This is a genomic window from Streptomyces sp. NPDC053427 (genome assembly GCF_044544985.1).
Lineage (GTDB): Bacteria > Actinomycetota > Actinomycetes > Streptomycetales > Streptomycetaceae > Streptomyces.
This window is the reverse complement of sequence record NZ_JBITYA010000002.1, coordinates 66331-86161: the sequence shown is the minus strand read 5'-3', so window position 1 is coordinate 86161 and position 19831 is coordinate 66331. Positions and strand designations below refer to the sequence as shown.

The window sequence follows — 19831 nt, the reverse complement described above, 5'->3', positions numbered from 1 at the left end:
GCGGCGTGGGGGACCTGGGCGCCCGGAGCGCGGCGCGGGGCAGGGGCGAAGATGCCGAGCGCCGCGGCGCACAGGGGCGTCACCGAGGTGACCCGGCCGAGGCAGCGGAGGGCACCCGGCGAGTGTCAGGCGTGAGCCTCAGGGGTTGCGCCTCAGGGGGTGAAGGACACCGGGGCGTCGAAGGCGGCGCGGCGGGTGGCCCGGCGCAGGGCCTTGAGGATGGTGCCGCCGAGGGTGCAGGTCAGGATCACGGTGACCAGGGCTCGGGGCAGGTCCCAGCCGAGGGAGGTGGCGAGACAGTAGGCGAGGAAGCGGGTGAGGTTTTCGTTCAGCGGGTCACCGGGGACGAAGGAGACTCCCGAGGTCATTCCGGCGATATAGGGCCAGCCTTGGAGGTTCATGATCAGGCCGTAGAGAACGGCGGCGACCGCTCCGTACGCGGCGAGCAGGGCGAGTTCACGACGGCCGCGCAGCCGGTCGGGGCCCGGCAGCAGGCCGGCGCCCATGGACACCCAGCCCATGGTCAGCATCTGGAACGGCATCCAGGGGCCGACACCGCCGGTCAGCAGTGCCGACGCGAACATCGCCACGGATCCCAGGACGAAGCCGAAGCCGGGGCCGAGCACACGGCCCGACAACACCATCAGGAAGAACATCGGCTCGATGCCGGCGGTGCCGGCTCCCAGTGGGCGCATGGCGGCTCCGGCCGCGGCCAGTACGCCGAGCATGGCGATGGCCTTCGCGTCCAGGCCGCTGTCGGCGATGGTCGCCACGACGACCGCGAGCAGCATGGGCAGCAGCGCGGCGAACAGCCACGGTGCGTCCTTGGAGTGGGCGAGCCCGGAGGCGGAGTCGGCGAGCAGCGGCCAGCCGAACGCCATCACGCCGATCGCCGAGATGAGTGCCAGGGCGGTGAGGGAGCGGGGGCCCAGGCGTATGGCGCGGGCCTGGCGACCGGCGGCGGACCGCTCGGCGGGACGTTGTCCGTGGCCCGGCGAGTCGGCCTGGGGCTCGTGCCCGGTGCGGGACTCGGGGACGGGCGGCGTCATGGCGTGGCCTCCAGGGCGCGGGCGACCTGGGGGACGGTCAGCCAGGGGAGCGGGGCGAGAACCTTGGCGACCTGAGGGGCGAAGGACGGGGAGGAGACCACGACCTCGCTGGTGGGGCCGTCGGCGACGATCTCGCCCTCGGCGAGGATGACGACGCGATGGGAGAGTTCGGCGGCCAGTTCCACGTCGTGGGTGGCCAGGATGATGGCGTGCCCTTGGGCGGCCAGGGTGCGGAGCACGTCGATCAGGCGGGCCTTCGCGGCGTAGTCCAGGCCGCGGGTGGGCTCGTCGAGAAGGAGGAGAGGAGGGCGGGCGGTCAGGACGACCGCCAGGGCGAGGGCGAGGCGTTGTCCCTCGGACAGGTCGCGGGGGTGGACGGAGTCCGGAACGTCGGGCAGCAGCCGGGTGACGAGATCGCGGCAGGTGCCGGCGGGGGCGTCCGCGTCGTGGTCGGCGGCGGTGCATTCGGCGGCGACGGTGTCGGCGTAGAGGAGGTCGCGGGGTTCCTGGGGGACGAGGCCGACGTGCTGGAGGAGGGTGCGGGGGCTGGTGCGGTGCGGGGTGGCACCGCCGACGCGGACCGTGCCGGCGGAGGGTTCGTGCATGCCGACGAGGGTGCTCAGGAGCGTGGACTTGCCCGCACCGTTGCGGCCCATCAGGGCGATGGTCTCGCCCGGTTGAACGGTGAGGTCCACCCGGTGCAGGGCATCGACCTGCCCGCGCCGGACACCGAGCCCCGAGACAACCACAGAGGGGATGGGGGCGGGGTGGGGGAGGGGGGAGGGCCCCCCGAGGGGGGCGGAGGCACCCGCACCCCCGCCCCCGGAGCCACCGGCCGGATCAGCCGGACGCACGGAACCGGCGGAACCGGCGGGACCAGCCGGACCGGCGGAACCGGCGAGCCCCGCAGAACCGCCTGCACCACCCGGCGTCACACCCGCCAGTCGCTCGCGGAGCGTGGCCGCCTTGCGCCGGGCATCGCGTACGGACAGCGGCAGGGGGGACCAGCGGGCGAGGCGGCCGAGGGCTACGACCGGGGGATGTACGGGGGAGACGGCCATGATGTCGGCGGGGTCGCCCATGAGGGGGGCCGCGCCGGGCGCGGGCAGCAGAATGACCTGGTCCGCGTATTGGACGACGCGCTCCAGCCGGTGTTCGGCCAGCAGGACCGTCGTGCCGAGGTCGTGGACCAGGCGCTGGAGTACGGCGAGGACCTCCTCGGCGGCGGCCGGGTCCAGCGCGGACGTCGGCTCGTCGAGGACCAGGACCTTGGGGTGGGTGGTGAGCACCGAGCCGATCGCCACCCGCTGCATCTGGCCGCCGGACAGCGTGGCGATGGCGCGGTCGCGCAGGTCGGCCAGGCCCAGCAGATCCAGGGTTTCCTCGACGCGGCGGCGCATCACGTCCGGGGCGAGGCCGAGCGACTCCATGCCGTAGGCGAGCTCGTCCTCGACGGTGTCGGTGACGAAGTGGGACAGCGGATCCTGGCCCACCGTGCCGACCACATCGGCCAGTTCCCGCGGCTTGTGGGTACGGGTGTCGCGGCCGTCGACGGTGACACGGCCGCGCAGGGTGCCCCCGGTGAAATGCGGTACGAGACCGCAGACGGCGTTCAGGACGGTGGACTTGCCGACGCCCGACGGTCCGACCAGGAGGCACAGTTCGCCCTCGGGGACGGTCAGGTCGATGCCCTGGACGGCGGGCGCGACGGCGTCCCCGTAGGTGACCGAGACCTGCTCGAACCGGATCACTGGCTGGGCTCCTTCTTGAGCGGGTCGGCGGGCCGCGCGGCCCCGGTCACGGACCTGGCTTCCGCGGCGCCCGGCCGTTCCGTCCGCCCCCGGACCCGCGCCCCGCGCTCCGTGCCGGGCGGCAGCGGGGCGACGAACGCCGGCAGCAGGCCGAGGAGGAGGGCGGCGGCCGGCCAGAGGGGGAGGACCGGGGCGGTCAGGGGGACGGCGGGCGGGTGGAGGGCGGTGGGGGCGGCGGCGTTCGCCCAGATCATCAGGGCGGCCACGGCGATACCCGAGCCGGCGACCAGGCAGGCGCGGGGGCCCCAGCGTTCGGGCCGGTAGCGGGTGCGTACGGAGCGGCGGCCGCCGAGCCAGAGCCCCCCGAGCGCGGCCGCGAGCCCGGCGAGCAGCAGCGGCAGCCCGTAACCGGCACCGGCGTCCGACAGCAGTCCGTACGTGCCCGCGCAGACGCCGAGCAGCCCGCCGAGCGTGAGGACGGAGGTGGTGTGCCGTACGGCGGGCGGGACCCGGGCGCTGCGCCCGTAACCGCGCGCATCCATCGCCGCGGCCAGCGCCACCGACCGCTCCAGCGCGCCCTCCAGCACCGGCAGACCCACCTGGACCAGCGCCTTGAATCCCCGGTCGGGCCGCCCGCGCAGCCGCCGGGCCGCCCGCAGCCGCTGGACGTCGGCGACCAGATTCGGCGCGAAGGTCATCGCGACGACGACCGCCACGCCCGCCTCGTACAGCGCACCGGGCAGGGACTTCAGGAGCCGGGCGGGGTTGGCCAGCGCGTTGGCGGCGCCGACGCAGATCAGCAGGGTGGCCAGCTTCAGCCCGTCGTAGAAGGCGAAGACCATGCCCTCCGCGGTGACCCGGCCGCCGATCCGCACCCCCTTCGCCCAGTCGGGCAGCGGCACTTCGGGCAGCGTGACCAGCGTGTGCGTGCCGGGGATCGGCGAGCCGAGGACAACGGCGAAGACCAGCCGGATGACGATCACCAGCAGGCCGAGCTTGACGAACGCCCCGTAGGAGCGGGCCCAGGGCGCGTCCGTACGGCGGGCGGCGACGACATAGCCCGCCACGCCGGCCAGCAGCCCGAGCAGCAGCGGATTGGTGGTACGCGAGGCCGCGGTCGCCAGACCGAGCGCCCACAGCCACCACGCTCCGGCGTGCAGCGCGTTGCTGCGGGTCGTCCGCGGGGCGCTCATCCGCGCCGGCGGCGTGCCTGCCACACGGCGGCCGCGCCCAGTACGACGACGGCCGCGATGCCGCCGAGCAGCCCGGCGGACGGACCGCCGTCCCCGTCTCCGTCCGCCGCCGCCTGCGAGGACGGCTGCGCGGGCGGTTTCTTCGCCCCGCTCACCTGGTCCGCGCACCCCGACCTCGGATAGCCGGCGATGGCACACAGCAGCGCGTTGGAGTCGTAGCGCAGCCGCCGGGCGACCGCGGCCAGCGCATCGCCGGCCGAGGCGTCCTCGGGCACCCGCGCGCACTCCGTACGGGCCTTGGGCGGCGTCTCGCCGGCGGGCGCGTCCGCCGCGCTGCCGAAGTCGATGACGATGCCGACCCGTTTGCTGCCGTCCTTGGCGGGCGTGCCCTGGCACAGCGCATCGAAGTCGGCGGCGGTGCGCGGCTTGCCGGCCGCGGCGGAGTCGGCGCTGACGGTGAACCGGAAGCCCTGGACACTGCCGTCGGCCGGGCGCACGGTGGCCGGGCCCTCGGAGGCGTACGACCAGGCGCCGCCCTTGCTGTCCCAGAACGACCAGTAGCGGTACTCCTGCGCCTGCGCGGGCGCGGCCGCCAGCCCGGTGACCGCGCCGGCCAGCAGCAGCGCGCCGGCCGTTCTGCCGCGCCGCAGGGAACTCCTGCGCCGGCTCACAGCTCGTTCTTCTTCTTACGGCTGCTGAGCAGGAAGCCGATCCCGGCGCCGAAGGCGAGCCCGACCCCGATGATCCACCACGGGATGCCGCTGTCGTTGTCCTTGGCGTCCTTCTCCGGGCCGGGCGCCGGAGCCGCGCTGCCGGCCGGCTTGGGCCCGGTGGCGTTCAGCGCGGCCACCAGGTCGGTGCCGCCGAAGGAGTGCGGGTCGGCGCCGGCGGCGTGCGCGGCGAGCACCAACTGGGCGTAGGCGGCGGGACCGCTCTGCTTCGCCCAGCCCGCAGAGTTCTTCTCCAGCCACTTCAGGGGCTTCTGCGCGGCGGCCCCGTGCGAACCGGCCGCCAGCGCGAGGACTGCGTCGGCCGTGTTGCCGACGTCGGGCTGGGCCTCGGCGCCCGGCATCGCGGACAGCAGATGCTGCCCGTGCTTGTCGAGCTGCGCGACGAGGTAGGCGTCCGCGCCCTCCGCGGCCGACTCCAGGTCCTTCTTCCCACCGGACTTGCCGTCCTTGCAGGTCAGCGCCTTGATCGGCGTGTTCACGTCCTTGCCCGCGGGCGCCACGGCAAAGCCCTTGCCCAGGGCGCCCAGCGCGGCCGCCGCGGTGGCATCGGCGTTCGGGGCGAGCTTGCCGTCCTTGGGCTGGTAGGCGAACGCGCCGCGCTCGCCCTCCTTGGCGTCGCAGCCCAGCTGGAAGGCCGGCAGCGCATCGTAGGGGCTCTTGCCGCTCTTCTTCGCCGTCACGGACGCGGGCTTCTCGCCGGCCGAGGCGAGCGCGCCGATGACCACCGAGGTGGAGTTGGCGTCGCTGGCCGACCCGGGCAGCGAGCTCCAGCCGCCGTCCTCGTTCTGCACCGACTTCAGCCAGCTCACGGCCTTCTTCACGGTGTCGTCGTGCCCGCCGAGCGCGGCCAGTGCCTGCACCGCGGCGCCGGTCTGGTTGGTGTCCCGCATCGTCTTGGCGTCGCAGGCCTTGCCCGCATCGGCGCGGAAGGCCGTGAACGAACCGTCGGCGCACTGCTGCCCGGTGAGCCAGTCGACGGCGGACGCCGCGGGCCGCACGCCCACCGTGTCCTGCGCGAGCAGCGCCAGCGACTGCCGCCAGACGCCGTCGTACTGCGGGTCGCCGGTCCCGTACAGACCGGCCGGCAGCTTCTTCGGAGACGCGGACGGGGCGGCGGCGTCGGCGTACGCGGCGGGGGCAGCGGCTGCGCCCAGCAGCGCCGCGGTGGCCAGCGCCGGGGCGGCGCGGCGTGCCAGGACGGCGAGGGAATGCGTCATGGGAGCCATGGTGGCCATCGGGTCGGTGCCTCTCGGGTCGGTTCGCCGCGGTGGTACGCAGCCGCGCTCGGCCGACCGTCCGCGCGCCGTTCGGCGGATCGCGGCGGTGGCACCGGGCTCAGCTCCGTATACCTCGACGGTGCCGCTCACCGGACGGCCGGGGACGGCCTTGGTGGCGGGAGCCTTGGTCGTGCCCCAGCGGGTGCTCCGGCTCGGACGGCCGGGCCGTCCTCACGGTTGCGGGTCAGCGCCGGATTTCCACCGGCTTCCCCCGATCGGGCACGGATGAAGTTGTCCCGCACACCCTAACCGGCGGCCGTAGGGTCCCCGCCCTCCGTGCGGGGACGACGAACGCCCCGTCCCGGGCCGTACCCGGCCGTCGGCCGTCGTCCTGCGTCCGGGGCTGTTACGGAAGTCACCGGCGGCGGCCGCGTCTTTGTACCGCGGTCCTTACACCGCGAGGTACGTCGCGGGTTCCGAGCCCGGCACCCTCTCGGCGTGCCCCAGCTTCACCAGGCGTCGCAGATGTGCCTCGGCTTCCGAGACGGCGATGTTGCGGGAGCCGTAGGGGATCTGGTCCCAGGGGCGGTTCCACTCCATGGACTCGGCGAGCTGCCAGGCGGTGAGCGGTTCGCGGAGCAGTGCTCTCAATCCGGACAGCCGCTCCTCATGGTGAGCGATGAGCTCGCGCACGCGCCCGCCCGCGTCGCTGAACGCATGCTGATGTGCGGGCAGCACCTCGGCGGGTGCCAGCCGACCGATCCGCTCCAGGGAGTCGAGGTAGTCGCCGAGGGGGTCGATGACCTCCCCCGAGCCCTCCACCGCGTTCGCGTAGGAGGGGGGATTTCCCTCCTCGTCCGGGGCCTCGTACAGGCCGATGTGCGGGGTGATGCCGGGCAGAAGATGATCGCCGGAGAAGAGCCGCCCGAAACCGCCGGCCCGCCCCGAGGTTCCCGCCCCCGGATGCTCCTCCTCCAGATGCAGGCACACATGTCCCGGCGTATGCCCCGGCGTCCAGATCGCGCGCACGCGTCGCCCCGGCAGATCGAGCAGCTCGCCGGGTTCGATCTCCCGGTCCGGCAGCGCGGCCCGTCGGCCGGGCAGTTTTCGGCCACCCCCCTTCGCGCGAGCCTCCCGCAGCGGCGCCAGATGCTCCTCCGGCGCGCCCGCCGTCGTCAGCTTGACGAGCAGATAGTCCAGCCACTGCCCCGGCGCGGCCTCCCGGGTGCGCCGGACCACGGCCGTATCGGCCGCATGCATCGCGATCCATGCGCCGGACGCCTCCCGCACCTTGGCCGACAGTCCGTGGTGATCGGGGTGGTGGTGAGTGATCAGCACGCCGTGGATGTCGGCGAGGGCGAAGCCGCACGCAGCGACCCCGGCAACGAGCGTGTCCCAGGACTCCGGGTCGTCCCAGCCGGTGTCGATCAGCACCGGCCCGCGGTCCGTCTCCAGGAGGTGTACGAGGGTGTGGCCGAGGGGGTTGTCAGGGATGGGCACCGCGATGCTCCACACCCCGCCCTGGTGGTCGGTCACCTGTGTCGTCATCCCGGTCCCCTCTCGGTGTGCCGTACAACTTCACTATAACTAGAACTGGTTTCAAGGTTGCCTGAAGTCGCCCTTGCGGGAACGGGGTTGGGATTCGGTCCGCCCCGTGGACTCCGGCAACTAGAACTGGTATCAGTTCCTGTGCGGCACGCAGAAGCTGATGCAGCGTCAGAAAACCGGAACCCGAGCCCGAACCCCGAGCCCGACCCCCCAGCCCGAACCCCCAGCCCGAACCCCCGGGATCGAACCCCGGGACCGACCCCCGCACACCGGCGACCAGCGCAGCAACCGGCACACGAACCACCACAGGCACCAGCACGGCAACCAGGGCAGCAACCGTCAGAACCGTCGGGAGGCGGCAGCGATGAGCCACGACCTCGTCGAGCACGGAAAGCTCTATATAGGCGGTGAGCTGGTCGACCCGGCCGGCAGCGACACGATCGAGGTCGTCTCACCGCACACCGAACAGGTCATCGGCCGCGTCCCGCACGCCTCGCGGGCCGACGTCGACCGTGCGGTGGCCGCGGCCCGTACCTCCTTCGACTCAGGGGTCTGGGCGAACGCCCCTCTGGAGGACCGGATCGCGGTGGTGACCCGCATCAAGGACGCCATCGCGGTACGCAGCGAGGAGATCGCCAAGGTCATCAGCTCGGAGAACGGCACCCCGTTCACCTCCGGCGTCATGGTGCAGTCGCTGGCCGCGATGATGGCGTGGGACTCGGCGCTGACCGTGGCCCGTGACTTCCCCTTCGAGGAGCGCCGGGCCGGGGCGCTGGGTCCGATCCTGGTACGGCGGGAGCCGGCCGGGGTGGTCGCGGCCGTGGTGCCGTGGAACGTCCCGCAGTTCACGGCGGCCGCCAAGCTCGCACCGGCGCTGCTGGCCGGCTGTTCGGCGGTGCTGAAGGTGTCGCCGGAGACCCCGCTCGACGCGTACGTTCTCGCCGAGATCGCGACCGAGGCCGGGCTGCCGGAGGGGGTGCTGTCGATCCTGCCCGCGGACCGTGAGGTGAGCGAGTATCTGGTCGGGCATCCGGGGGTCGACAAGGTGTCGTTCACCGGCTCGGTGGCGGCGGGCAAGCGGGTCATGGAGGTCGCGGCCCGCAATCTCAGCCGGGTCACCCTCGAACTCGGCGGCAAGTCCGCGGCCGTGATCCTGCCGGACGCGGACCTGGATGCGGCGGTGGCCGGCATCGTGCCGTTCGCCTGGATGATCAACGGCCAGGCCTGCGTGGCCCAGACGCGGATCCTCGCGCCGCGCAGCCGCTACGACGAGATCGCCGAACGGTTCACCGCGGCGGCGTCCGCGCTGAAGGTCGGCGACCCGCTGGATCCGGCCACGGAACTGGGCCCGCTGGTCGCCCGCCGCCAGCAGCAGCGCTCGCTGGACTACATCGCGCTCGGGCAGCAGGAGGGCGCCAAGGTCCTGACCGGCGGCGGCCGGCCGAAGGACCAGGCCACGGGCTGGTACGTCGAGCCGACCCTCTTCGGCGAGGTCGCCAACTCCATGCGGATCGCCCGCGAGGAGATCTTCGGCCCGGTCATCTGTCTGCTGCCGTACGAGGACGAGGCGGAGGCGGTACGGATCGCCAACGACTCGGACTACGGCCTGTCGGGTTCCGTATGGACGGCGGACCTCGACCGCGGCATCGACATCGCGCGGCGGGTGCGCACCGGTACGTACTCGGTGAACACCTTCAGCATCGACATGCTCGGCCCGTTCGGCGGCTACAAGAACTCCGGGATCGGGCGGGAGTTCGGGCCGGAGGGCTTCGGCGAGTATCTGGAGCACAAGATGATCCATCTGCCGGCGGGTGCGTGATGGGGGACCGCTGGCGGGTGGAGGTGGACCGGAGCGTGTGCATCGGGTCCGGGATGTGCGTCGGTGCGTCGCCGGACGGCTTCCGGCTGGACTCGGCGCGGCAGTCGCATCCGGTGGCGCCGGAGGGGGAGGCCTCCGAGGGCGTGCTGGCGGCGGCCGAGGGGTGTCCGGTGGAGGCGATCCTGATCACCGTCGCGAAGACGGGGGAGGCCGTGTTCCCGCCGGAGGAGTGAGGGGGGCGGGTGGAGTGGGAGCCCCGTAAGGGGCGGGGGCGGCGGACCCGTAAGGGTACGGAGGGCCCCTTGCGGGGCCAACTACCCAGGTGGGAGGCGGGGCTAACGTCCCGCGCCCACCCGCCCGCCCGCCACTCCGCGGACTCCGGCCACTCCGCGGACTCCGGCCACTCCGCGGACTCCCACCCGCGGACTCCCACCCGCGGACTCCGGCTACTCCGCGGACTCCCGCTGCTCCGCGGACTCCCACCCGCGCACTCCGGCTACTCCGCGGACTCCGGCGCCGTCACCCCGATCAGTCGGCACACCGTCTCGATGTCGATCTTGACCTGGGCGATGGAGGCGCGTCCGGACAGCCAGGTGATCAGGGCCGAGTGCCAGGTGTGCTCGATGACCCGGACCGCCGAGAGCTGTTCGGGGGTGGGCGGGCCGTCCAGCCCCATGGCGTCGAGGATGATCGCGGTGGTCAGCCGGGAGACGGTGTCCACCTCGGGGCTGACCGAGCGGTCGGCGAAGGTCAGGGCGCGCACCATGGCGTCCGCCAGATGCGGCTCGCGCTGCAGGGCGCGGAAGGCCCGCATCAGGGTCTGGGCGACCCGTGCGCCCGGATCCTCCTCGGACGGGGGGCGCTTGCGCAGCGTCTCGTGCATGTGCTGGAGCTGGTCCTGCATGGTGGCGACCAGCAGATGCACCTTGGAGGGGAAGTAGCGGTAGAGGGTGCCGAGCGCAACGCCCGAGAGCTCGGCGACTTCCCGCATCTGTACGGCGTCGAATCCGCCACGGGACGCCAGCTTGGCGCTGGTGTGCAGGATGCGGCGGCGCCGGGCCTCCTGACGCTCGGTCAGGGGAGGACTCGCGGGAAGCGTCGGCCCGGCCGTCCTGGCCGCCTTGGATTCCGTAGTCATGTGTCCCATTCCGTGGCTTTCCATCCGCTGTGCGGTGAGTGCCGGTGGTGTGATCGGCACAGCATGGCAGGGGGTCGGGTCGTGGCGCGAATCACCTGGTGCGCCTCTGTTGGCTTCGTTCTCGGCCGGTAGATTCAACACTTCCTGAACTGATCGGTAACCGGTCGGCGGCCGGTCGCCGGGCCGGTCGCCGGTCGACGGCCGTTCGATCGCCGTCCGATCAGTTCTGTAACTTGTTCTAGATTACCGCCAGCGGTTACGCTCCGGCGAAAGTCCAGTGAGAAGGGGGCCGAGCGTGACCGCAGAGGCCGTCCAGGCAGCCGCGCCCCGCCCGGCAGAGGCCCCCTCGGCCTCCGCCCCGACGGGCGGTGATCGCCCCCTGAGCATCGCGATGCTCACCTATAAGGGGAACCCGTTCTGCGGCGGGCAGGGCGTCTACGTACGGCACCTCTCGCGCGAGCTGGCGCGGCTCGGCCACACCGTCGAGGTCATCGGCGCCCAGCCCTATCCCGTCCTCGACGACGGAGTGACGCTGACCGAACTGCCCAGCCTCGACCTCTACCGCCAGCCCGACCCGTTCCGTACGCCGAAACGCGGCGAGTACCGCGACTGGGTCGACGCCCTCGAGGTCGGCACGATGTGGACCGGGGGCTTTCCCGAACCGCTGACGTTCTCGCTGCGCGCCCGGCGCCATCTCGCCGCCCACCGCGGCCGGTTCGACGTCGTCCACGACAACCAGACCCTCGGCTACGGCCTGCTCGGCGGCCCCGGCGCGCTCGGCGCCCCGCTGGTCACCACCATCCACCACCCCATCACCGTCGACCGGCGCCTCGACCTGAACGCCGCCGACGGCTGGAAGCGCCGCGCCTCGGTCCGCCGCTGGTACGGATTCACCCGGATGCAGAAGCGCGTCGCCCGCCGCCTGCCGTCCGTCCTGACCGTCTCCGGCTCCTCCCGCCAGGAGATCGTCGACGACCTCGGCGTCCACCCCGGCCGGATCCACGTCGTCCACATCGGCGCCGACACCGACCTCTTCTCGCCCGACCCCGCCGTCCCCGAGGTGCCGGGCCGGATCGTCACGACCTCCAGCGCGGACGTCCCCCTCAAGGGCCTGATCCACCTCGTCGAGGCGCTCGCCAAGGTCCGCACCGAGAACCCCGAGGCGCATCTGGTGGTCGTCGGCAAGCGCGCCGACGACGGGCCGGTCGCCGCCGCCATCGAGCGGCTCGGCCTGTCCGGCGCCATCGAGTTCGTCAAGGGGATCAGCGACGCCGAACTCGTCGACCTCGTCCGCAGCGCCCAGATCGCCTGTGTGCCCTCCCTCTACGAGGGCTTCTCGCTGCCCGCCGCCGAGGCGATGGCCACCGGGACGCCCCTGCTGGCCACCACCGGCGGCGCCATCCCCGAGGTCGCCGGGACCGATGGCGAGACCTGCCTGGCGGTGCCGCCGGGCGACTCCGGCGCGCTCGCCGCCGGGCTGCTGCGCCTGCTGGGCGACGAGGCGCTGCGCCGCCGCCTCGGCGCGGCCGGCCGGGAACGCGTCCTGGCCCGCTTCACCTGGCGGCAGGCCGCCATCGGCACTGCCGAACGCTACCGCGCGGCCATCGCCCTCCAGGGCGGCCGCACCGCCGCCGCCCGCCGCACCTGACACCTCCCTACCGCCCTTCCGCACACGTCGCAGCCAACCCAGCCCACCCGTCGCCCGATCTCCACCCCAGAAGACGGCGCTACGCGCCACAGCCCAACTACCGCCGGACGAAAGCAGAACGCCGTGCTGACCGTCGACTTTTCCCGCTTCCCGCTCGCCCCGGGCGACCGCGTACTCGACCTGGGCTGCGGCGCCGGCCGGCACGCCTTCGAGTGCTACCGGCGCGGCGCGCAGGTCGTCGCCCTCGACCAGAACGGCGACGAGATCCGCGAGGTCGCCAAGTGGTTCGCCGCGATGAAGGAGGCCGGTGAGGCCCCGGCCGGTGCCTCCGCCACCGCCATGGAGGGCGACGCGCTGGCGCTGCCCTTCCCCGACGACAGCTTCGACGTCGTGATCATCTCCGAGGTCATGGAGCACATCCCGGACGACAAGGGCGTGCTCGCCGAGATGGTCCGGGTCCTCAAGCCCGGCGGCCGGATCGCCGTCACCGTCCCCCGCTACGGCCCCGAGAAGATCTGCTGGGCGCTCAGCGACGCCTACCACGAGGTCGAGGGTGGCCATATCCGCATCTACCGCGGCGACGAACTGCTGGGCAAGATGCGGGAGGCGGGGCTCGAACCGTACGGGACCCACCACGCGCACGGCCTGCACAGCCCGTACTGGTGGCTCAAGTGCGCGTTCGGGGTGGACAACGACAAGGCGCTGCCGGTGAAGGCGTACCACAAGCTGCTGGTCTGGGACATCATGAAGAAGCCGCTGGCGACCCGGCTCGCCGAGCAGGCGCTCAACCCCGTCATCGGCAAGAGCTTCGTCGCCTACGCCACCAAGCCGCATCTGCCCGAGGAGCCCGCCGCGGCCACCGAAGCGAGCGCGCCGGCCCCCGAGGCCAAGAAGGCGGCCCGGTCCGCCAAGCCGGCCAAGGCCGCCGCCGCCAAGCCGGCCAAGACCTCCGCCACGTCCGCCAAGTCCGCCGCCGGGGCCGCCAAGTGACGAGTCCCGGACGTACCGAACGGCTGGTGCTGCCGGGGGTACTCACCGCCGAACAGGCGGCGCGTACGGTCGCGGGCATCGTGGCGATCCAGCGCGAGGACGGCGCCATCCCCTGGTTCCGTGGCCATCACCTCGACCCGTGGGACCACACCGAGGCCGCCATGGCCCTGGACGCGGCCGGCGAGCACGAGCGCGCCGAGGCGGCGTACGACTGGCTGGTGCGGCATCAGAATCCGGACGGTTCCTGGTACGCGGCCTACGCCGACGGCGACGCCGAGGCCCCCACCGACCGCGGCCGGGAGACCAACTTCTGCGCCTACATCGCGGTCGGCGTCTGGCACCACTTCCTGTCCACCGGCGACGAGACCTTCCTCGACCGCATGTGGCCCGCCGTCTACGCGGCCATCGAGTACGTCCTGGAGCTCCAGCAGCCCGGCGGCGAGATCGGCTGGAAGCGCGAGGACGACGGCACCCCGGTCAAGGACGCGCTGCTGACCGGCTCGTCCTCCGTCTACCAGGCGCTGCGCTGCGCGCTGGCCCTCGCCGAGCAGCGGGAGGAACCGCAGCCCGACTGGGAGCTGGCCGTCGGCCGCCTGGGCCATGCGATACGCCGCCACCCCGAGCGGTTCCTGGACAAGGCCCGCTACTCCATGGACTGGTACTACCCCGTCCTGGGCGGCGCGGTGCGCGGCGCCCAGGCCCGAGAGCGCATCGACGCGGACTGGGAAGACTTCGTCGTACCCGGCCTGGGAGTGCGCTGCGTGCTGCCCAACCCCTGGGTCACCGGCGGCGAGAGCGCCGAACTGGCGCTGGCGCTGTGGGCGATGGGGGAGTCGGACCGGGCGGTGCAGATCCTCAAGTGGATCCAGCATCTGCGCGCCGAGGACGGCATGTACTGGACGGGCTACGTCTTCGACGACGACGCGATCTGGCCACGGGAGCTCACCTCCTGGACGGCCGGTTCGCTGCTGCTCGCGGTGGCCGCCCTGGGCGGCGACGAGGCGACCACCTCGGTGTTCGGCGGGGAGCGGCTGCCCGCGGGGCTGGCCCCGGACTGCTGTTAGGACCTTCTCCGCATCCGCCGGTCCGCGTCGCCCCGGCAGCACCGCCCCCACGCGGGGCCCGGTCGCTTCCGGGGCGGGGCGACCCGCCCCGTCCACCTCACCGGTGAGGCGGGCGCCGCGCCCGGCGCTCCCGATCGCGCCGGACCGGCGGGCGGACGGGGCTCCGTCCGTGCTCCGCCGGTCGTGCCTCACGCGCCCGTGACCTTCACGCGCCCGTGACGCCGTCGATGCCCTCCCGGATCAGGTCGGCGTGGCCGTTGTGGCGCGCGTACTCCTCGATCATGTGGACCAGGATCCAGCGCAGCGAGACTTCCGGTTCCCCGACGTGGGCGGCCTCCCGGGCGGGGAGCTCGCCGGAGTCCTCCAGCGACGAGCCGGCGATCAGTTCGCGGCCCCGTGCCACTTCCGCGCGCCAAACGGCCAGCGCCTCATCGATCCCGCGCTCCGGGACCAGCTCGAAGCCGTCCCCCTTGCCCTCTCCGTACACCGGCGGCACGTCATGGCCGGCGAACACCCGCTGGAACCAGTTGCGTTCGACCTCCGTAAGGTGCTGGACCAGTCCCAGCAGCGTCATCGGCGACGGCGCCGCCGCCCGACGCAGCTGACGGTCGTCGAGCCCCGCGCACTTCGACGCGAGCGTCGCGCGGTGGAAGTCCAACCAGCTTTCCAGCGTGGTGCGTTCATCGGCACGTGGGGGCGGGATGCGGCGCCCGTCCGGTGTCATGGCCATGCGAGCCACCTTTGCACAAGGTCGCCCGGCCGCCACCGGGGAAGGCCGCACCTGACCGCGAACGGGATCGTCCGGTGCGGCCCCCAGGTGGGTCCGTTCCGGAATCCCACCGGGCACCGCGGACGGACCCGGGCCGCCCCGTACGGGCTACTTCCGGTGGCGGCGGTCCGGCCGCCGGGTCACGCTGCGGACGTGTCCGCAGACGACCGAGCCCGCCGGAGGCGTGCCGTGCCCTTTTCCCCGCCCCGTACCGATGACCGGCTGCCGCTGCGCCGGGCCGCCCTTTCTCTGCTGCTGGCCTGCACCCTGACGCTGGGGGTGGCCGGCTGCGGCCCCAAGGACGACACCGGCGGCTCCTCCGCGTCGCCCGGCGGCACCAGTTCCGCGGAGAGCCAGAAGTTCGCCAAGACGCGGTTCGTCACCAACGCGGGCCTGGCGGCGGGTGCGACCTACCAGTGGATCATCAAGCCGTACCGGGCCGGGAAGTTCAAGAAGGGCGCGGACGGGCGGACGTTCGCGCTGGTCAAGGCGGGCCTGGCGGGTGTGTTCACCTACAACAGGCTCAAGGCCGCGGTGGGCAACGCCAAGGGCGACCCGACCCTGTCCAAGGCCGTCGCCCCGCTCACCAGCGGCATCGACTCGCTCAAGAGCCTGGGCACCAAACTGCGCAAGGGCGACGTGAGCGGCGACGACGTCGGCTCGTTCCAGAACGTCATCAACGAGGTCAAGGGGGCGGGCCGCAGCGCCGGCGCGGAGGTGAAGGACAAGGTCCCGTCCGCCTCGCAATTGGGAGGCTGACGACGTCCACCGTCGTTCGGCTGAGCGGGCGGGCGGTGGCGTCGTCAGGAGTTCAGCTCGGCCAGGACGCGTAGCGTCTGCGGGTCCGGGGCGGTGACCAGGAGGTCGGTGACCGGCCCGGAGCGCCACAACTCCAGCCGCTGCGCGATCCGTTCGCGCGGTCCGACCAGCGAGATCTCGTCCGCGAAGGCATCCGGCACGGCCAGCACCGCCTCCTCCTTGCGGCCCTGGAGGAAGAGCTGCTGAATCCGTCGCGCCTCCTCCTCGTACCCCATGCGGGCCATCAGGTCGGCGTGGAAGTTCTTGGCCGCGTGCCCCATCCCGCCGATGTAGAACCCGAGCATCGCCTTGACCGGCAGCAGCCCCTCGGCGACGTCGTCGCAGACCACGGCGCGTGCCATCGGGGCGATGCGGAAGCCGTCCGGGGCGTCCGCCAGCGACGCCCGGTAGACGTCGGTGCGCAGCGGCGACCAGTACAGCGGCAGCCAGCCGTCGGCGATCCGGGTCGTCTGGGCGATGTTCTTGGGGCCCTCGGCGCCCAGGAGGACGGGCAGGTCGGCGCGCAGCGGGTGGGTGATGGGCTTCAGCGGTTTGCCGAGGCCGGTGCCGTCCGCGCCGCGGTAGGGGTGCGGATGGAAGAGGCCGTCCACCTCCACCGGGTGCTCGCGGCGCAGGACCTGGCGGATGACCTCCACATATTCGCGGGTCGCGGTCAGCGGGCTCTTGGGGAACGGCCGCCCGTACCACCCCTCGACGACCTGCGGCCCGGACAGCCCCAGGCCCAGCAGCATCCGGCCACCGGAGAGATGGTCGAGGGTGAGCGCGTGCATGGCGGTGGCGGTGGGGGTGCGGGCGGCCATCTGGGCGATGGCGGTGCCGAGTGAGATGCGGGAGGTGTGGGCGGCGATCCAGGTCAGCGCCGTGAAGGCGTCCGAGCCCCAGGCCTCCGAGGTCCACACCGAGTCATAGCCCAGGCGCTCGGCCTCGCGGGCGAGTTCGAGGTGCCGGGGGTCGGGGCCGCGGCCCCAGTAGCCCAGTGCCAGCCCCAGTCGCATACGGCCGCCCCTCTCCGGTCACTCACCCGACATTCCCCATTCCTGACGCTCCGTCAGAAACGCGGTATCGGGCGAACTGTACGGCCGGGCCGTGGACATGGCAACGGCCGGGCGGCGGACGGGGCGCGATCCGGCGGCGGACACGGCAGCGGCCCCCCGCCCGCGAGGGGCGAGGGGCCGCGAAAGGACCGCTGTGTGTCCGGTTGCGCGTCCGGCCGTGCGTCCGGTGTCAGCCGCGCTGGATGCCGGTGGTGTCCTGAAGCACGCCGCGCCGGCCGTCCTGGGTCTGCGCGATCAGGGCCTGGCCGCGCTGCTCGACCGCCAGGTACCAGGTGCCGGGCGCCAGTTCGGCGATCGGCGCCGGGGAGCCGTCCTCGCCGTAGAGTGGGCGGGCGACGGGCACCGCGAACCAGAACGGCGCGAAGTCGGCCGACGCTCCGGCCGCGGGGGTGGCGCCCGCCGGAGCGGCACCCGCGGGGGCAGCGCCTGCCGGAGCGGCCGCGCCCTGCGGGCCGCCCGCCGTGGCGTCGGCAGGCTGCTGGCCGTAGGGCTGGCCGGGCTGGGGCTGTCCGGGCTGCGGCAGCTGCTGGCCGCCCGGGTAGCCGTAGCCCTGGCCGGGCTGCGCCTGCTGCTGGGCGCCGGGGTAGCCGTAGCCGGGGTTGGGGTTCACGCCGTACGGGGACGGGCCGCCGGCCGGGGTGTCGGGGAGCAGCTTGGCCTGAAGGGCGGGGATCTTGGCGCCGGCCACCGCGACACCCGAGATCACCAGCAGGGCGATGAAGCCGAGGATGTGGCCGATGCCGATCACGACGGTGCCGCCGTAGGAGGGGCCACGCAGGGCGCTGTCGAACAGCATCCACAGTGCGGCCCAGGCGCCGGACAGGGCGATGCCGGTGCCCAGCTGGCCGAGGTCCAGGCCGGAGAACTTGCGGTCGCCCAGCGCGCGGCCGACGACGATCAGCGCCGCGGCGATGAGGCCGGCAAGGAAGATCGACGGGAGGACCGGGAAGATCTTGGATTCCCAGGCGTTCGTCCCGTCGCCGCACTCGCCGGTGCAACTCATGGAGTAGAAGTTGAGGAACGAGGCGATGAACAGCAACACCGCTGCTCCGATCACCACGCCGTCGCCTCGAGTGAGGGAGCGGATGTTCACGTAAGGGTCCTTTGTCGTTTTCGTGGATCTGTTGGACGCTGTCGCTGGCGCGCGCGGTGCGAGGCACGGCAGGGTTCCATCGTAAAGGGGAACCTATCGCCGAATCCGCCGGGCCGTCTTCTTGGTATCGGTTCCTGTGGGGAATGCGGTACACGGTGTCGCACGGGCGCCGTATGAGTGTCGTATGGCATGCCGTGCGCGGGCGGTATCGCGGGGTCCGGTCAGCTTGTCAGGAAGTCCGTAATGCCCTCGGTGATCCCGCGCGCCGCCTTTTGCCGCCAGGCGGCGTCGGTCAAATGCGCGGCGTCCTTCGGGTCGCGCATATTGCCGCACTCGAGGAACACCTTCGGCACCGTGGAGAGGTTGAGGCCGCCGAGATCGGAGCGTACGTCGAGGCCCGTGCCGTCGCCGATGTAATTGGACGGAGCGCTTCCGGTGACCGCCACGAACCGTCCGGCCAGTCGCTCACCCAGCTGCCGCGAGGGCCCGACGATCGCGGCGGTGTCGGCCGCGCCCGCCGTGACGCGCGCGGGCAGGATGACGTGGAAGCCGCGGTTGCCGACGTCCGAGCCGTCCGCGTGGACGGAGACCGCGGCGTCGGCGTGCGCCCTGTTCCCGGCGGCGGCGCGCTCGTCGACGCACGGGCCGTACGGACGGTCGCCGTCCTGGGTGAAGACGACCTTGGCGCCCTGGCGCTGGAGGAGCGTACGGGTCCGGCGGGCGACGTCCAGGGTGAAGGAGGCCTCGGCGTAACCGGCGTCGGTGGAGGTGCCGGTGGTGTCGCACTCCTTGCGGTCGTTGCCGATGTTCACCAGCCGGGCGATCTCCCGGCCGTGATCGCGGTTGCGCGGATTGTGCCCGGGGTCGATCAGTACGGTCTTCCCCTTGAGGCTGCCGTGCGGATTGCCCTTGCCCTTGCCGTGGCCGCTCCCGCCGCCATGGGAACCGTCGCCCTTGCCGTCCTTCGCGCCGTCCTTCTTGTCCGGTTCGAGGCCGCCGCCGGTGGACGCGCCGGGGGCGGGGTGCGCGGCCCCCGGTGGCTCGCCGCCGTTGCCTCTGTGCGGCCGGAGGACCAGATAGCCCACGGCGGCGGCCACCAGGACGGCGGCCAGCACAAGGAGGACGGTGGTGCCGCGCAGGCGGCGGTGCGGGGGGAAAGTACTGCCGTTCGACACGCCCGCGATCGTAGCCCGCGCGGTCCGTACCGGCCCTTCGGTGCCCGTCCGGCCTGCTCAGATGCCGGAGCCGGTGCGCCGCAGGACATGCAGCGAACGGTGCGCCGCGACCTCGGTGAAGGCGCCGGACTCCAGCGCCCTGCGGTAGATGCGGTACGGGGCCTGGCCGCCGTCCGCCGGGTCCGCGAAGACGTCGTGGATGACCAGCAGACCGTCGGGCGCGACATGCGGCGCCCAGCCCTCGTAGTCGGCGGCGGCGTGTTCGTCGGTGTGCCCGCCGTCGATGAACACCAGGCCCACCGGCGCCCGCCAGACGGCCGCGGCCTGCGGGGACCGGCCCACCATGGCGATCACATGCTCCTCCAGCCCCGCGGCGTGCAGGGTGCGGCGGAAGGTGGGCAGCGTGTCCATCCGGCCGACCTCCGGGTCGATGACCGTCGCGTCGTGGTACTCCCAGCCCGGCTGCTGCTCCTCGCTGCCACGGTGGTGGTCGACGGTGACGGCCACCACGCCCGCGCCCCGCGCGGCGTCCGCGAGCAGGATCGTGGACCGGCCGCAGTACGTGCCGACCTCCACCAGCGGCAGCCCGAGCGCCGCCGCCTCGACCGCCGCCGCGTACAGAGCGAGCCCCTCGTCCACGGGCATGAAGCCCTTCGCCGCCTCGAACGCGGCGAGAATCTCCGGCTGCGGAGCTGTCGGAGCCGTGGGAGCGGCCATGGGCTTCCTCCTGGTGGTGCGGTCGGGGGTCGGGTGGCTCATGCTGCCGTACGGG

General features: G+C 73.0%; 18 protein-coding genes and 1 riboswitch. Of the genes, 6 read left to right on the top strand and 12 right to left on the bottom strand.

Annotation, left to right across the window (positions count from 1 at the left end; genetic code table 11):
• Nucleotides 1-152 precede the first annotated feature (152 nt).
• The 6 genes from ACIGWZ_RS05065 to ACIGWZ_RS05040 form a co-directional block, all read right to left on the bottom strand.
• The gene (locus ACIGWZ_RS05065) at nt 153-1049 is read right to left on the bottom strand and encodes an ECF transporter S component (protein ID WP_400060964.1); all 897 of its coding nucleotides are present in this window, start codon (nt 1047-1049) and stop codon (nt 153-155) included.
• The gene (locus ACIGWZ_RS05060) at nt 1046-2800 is read right to left on the bottom strand and encodes an ABC transporter ATP-binding protein (RefSeq protein ID WP_400060962.1); all 1755 of its coding nucleotides are present in this window, start codon (nt 2798-2800) and stop codon (nt 1046-1048) included. Before ACIGWZ_RS05060 ends, ACIGWZ_RS05065 begins: the two co-directional genes overlap by 4 nt.
• Nucleotides 2797-3993, bottom strand: coding sequence for a CbiQ family ECF transporter T component (locus tag ACIGWZ_RS05055; RefSeq protein ID WP_400060960.1), 1197 nt, complete (start codon nt 3991-3993; stop codon nt 2797-2799). Before ACIGWZ_RS05055 ends, ACIGWZ_RS05060 begins: the two co-directional genes overlap by 4 nt.
• Entirely contained in the window at nt 3990-4643 is a 654-nt protein-coding gene (locus tag ACIGWZ_RS05050; RefSeq protein WP_400061988.1) for an SCO2322 family protein, read from the bottom strand. The genes ACIGWZ_RS05055 and ACIGWZ_RS05050 overlap by 4 nt, the downstream gene beginning before the upstream one ends.
• 17 nt (nt 4644-4660) lie before the next feature.
• A complete protein-coding gene (locus tag ACIGWZ_RS05045; RefSeq protein ID WP_400060958.1) occupies nt 4661-5941 on the bottom strand; it encodes a prenyltransferase/squalene oxidase repeat-containing protein in 1281 nt (426 codons plus the stop codon).
• Nucleotides 5942-6141: 200 nt separating this feature from the next.
• Nucleotides 6142-6213, bottom strand: a riboswitch (cobalamin riboswitch).
• Between the two features lie 178 nt (nt 6214-6391).
• The gene (locus ACIGWZ_RS05040; protein WP_400060957.1) at nt 6392-7489 is read right to left on the bottom strand and encodes an MBL fold metallo-hydrolase; all 1098 of its coding nucleotides are present in this window, start codon (nt 7487-7489) and stop codon (nt 6392-6394) included.
• A 364-nt stretch (nt 7490-7853) separates the two neighbouring features.
• Between ACIGWZ_RS05040 and ACIGWZ_RS05035 the strand changes: the two genes are divergently transcribed.
• Entirely contained in the window at nt 7854-9308 is a 1455-nt protein-coding gene (locus ACIGWZ_RS05035; RefSeq protein WP_400060955.1) for an aldehyde dehydrogenase, read from the top strand.
• Nucleotides 9308-9541 carry a ferredoxin gene (locus ACIGWZ_RS05030; protein ID WP_400060953.1) on the top strand — a complete coding sequence of 78 codons (234 nt, stop codon included), beginning with the start codon at nt 9308-9310 and terminating at the stop codon, nt 9539-9541. Before ACIGWZ_RS05035 ends, ACIGWZ_RS05030 begins: the two co-directional genes overlap by 1 nt.
• A gap of 263 nt (nt 9542-9804) precedes the next feature.
• On the opposite strand, the gene ACIGWZ_RS05025 is transcribed toward ACIGWZ_RS05030, so the two are convergent.
• A complete protein-coding gene (locus ACIGWZ_RS05025) occupies nt 9805-10446 on the bottom strand; it encodes a TetR family transcriptional regulator (protein ID WP_400060951.1) in 642 nt (213 codons plus the stop codon).
• A gap of 295 nt (nt 10447-10741) precedes the next feature.
• On the opposite strand from ACIGWZ_RS05025, the gene ACIGWZ_RS05020 reads away from it, so the two are divergent.
• The 3 genes from ACIGWZ_RS05020 to ACIGWZ_RS05010 all read left to right on the top strand — a co-directional run bounded on the left by ACIGWZ_RS05020 (nt 10742) and on the right by ACIGWZ_RS05010 (nt 14148).
• Nucleotides 10742-12094: a glycosyltransferase family 4 protein gene (locus tag ACIGWZ_RS05020; RefSeq protein ID WP_400060949.1), complete on the top strand. Its 1353-nt coding sequence runs from the start codon at nt 10742-10744 to the stop codon at nt 12092-12094.
• 123 nt (nt 12095-12217) lie between these two features.
• Nucleotides 12218-13084, top strand: coding sequence for a class I SAM-dependent methyltransferase (locus tag ACIGWZ_RS05015; protein WP_400060947.1), 867 nt, complete (start codon nt 12218-12220; stop codon nt 13082-13084).
• Nucleotides 13081-14148: a prenyltransferase/squalene oxidase repeat-containing protein gene (locus ACIGWZ_RS05010; protein WP_400060945.1), complete on the top strand. Its 1068-nt coding sequence runs from the start codon at nt 13081-13083 to the stop codon at nt 14146-14148. The genes ACIGWZ_RS05015 and ACIGWZ_RS05010 overlap by 4 nt, the downstream gene beginning before the upstream one ends.
• Nucleotides 14149-14353: 205 nt before the next feature.
• Here ACIGWZ_RS05010 and ACIGWZ_RS05005 read toward each other — a convergent pair whose 3' ends face one another.
• Entirely contained in the window at nt 14354-14878 is a 525-nt protein-coding gene (locus ACIGWZ_RS05005) for a DinB family protein (RefSeq protein WP_400060943.1), read from the bottom strand.
• A gap of 228 nt (nt 14879-15106) precedes the next feature.
• Here ACIGWZ_RS05005 and ACIGWZ_RS05000 point away from each other — a divergent pair, with 228 nt between their 5' ends.
• The gene (locus ACIGWZ_RS05000) at nt 15107-15676 is read left to right on the top strand and encodes a hypothetical protein (RefSeq protein ID WP_400060942.1); all 570 of its coding nucleotides are present in this window, start codon (nt 15107-15109) and stop codon (nt 15674-15676) included.
• A 44-nt stretch (nt 15677-15720) separates the two neighbouring features.
• Here ACIGWZ_RS05000 and ACIGWZ_RS04995 read toward each other — a convergent pair whose 3' ends face one another.
• From ACIGWZ_RS04995 to ACIGWZ_RS04980, 4 genes are all read right to left on the bottom strand, one after another.
• Nucleotides 15721-16731 (bottom strand): LLM class F420-dependent oxidoreductase, encoded by a 1011-nt coding sequence (locus ACIGWZ_RS04995; protein WP_400060940.1) that lies wholly within the window; start codon nt 16729-16731, stop codon nt 15721-15723.
• A gap of 229 nt (nt 16732-16960) precedes the next feature.
• Nucleotides 16961-17884 (bottom strand): hypothetical protein, encoded by a 924-nt coding sequence (locus tag ACIGWZ_RS04990; RefSeq protein WP_400060939.1) that lies wholly within the window; start codon nt 17882-17884, stop codon nt 16961-16963.
• A 221-nt stretch (nt 17885-18105) separates the two neighbouring features.
• A complete protein-coding gene (locus ACIGWZ_RS04985; RefSeq protein WP_400060937.1) occupies nt 18106-19059 on the bottom strand; it encodes an N-acetylmuramoyl-L-alanine amidase in 954 nt (317 codons plus the stop codon).
• A gap of 57 nt (nt 19060-19116) precedes the next feature.
• Complete coding sequence (locus ACIGWZ_RS04980) at nt 19117-19776, bottom strand: class I SAM-dependent methyltransferase (protein ID WP_400060935.1); 660 nt, start codon at nt 19774-19776, stop codon at nt 19117-19119.
• Nucleotides 19777-19831 lie beyond the last annotated feature (55 nt).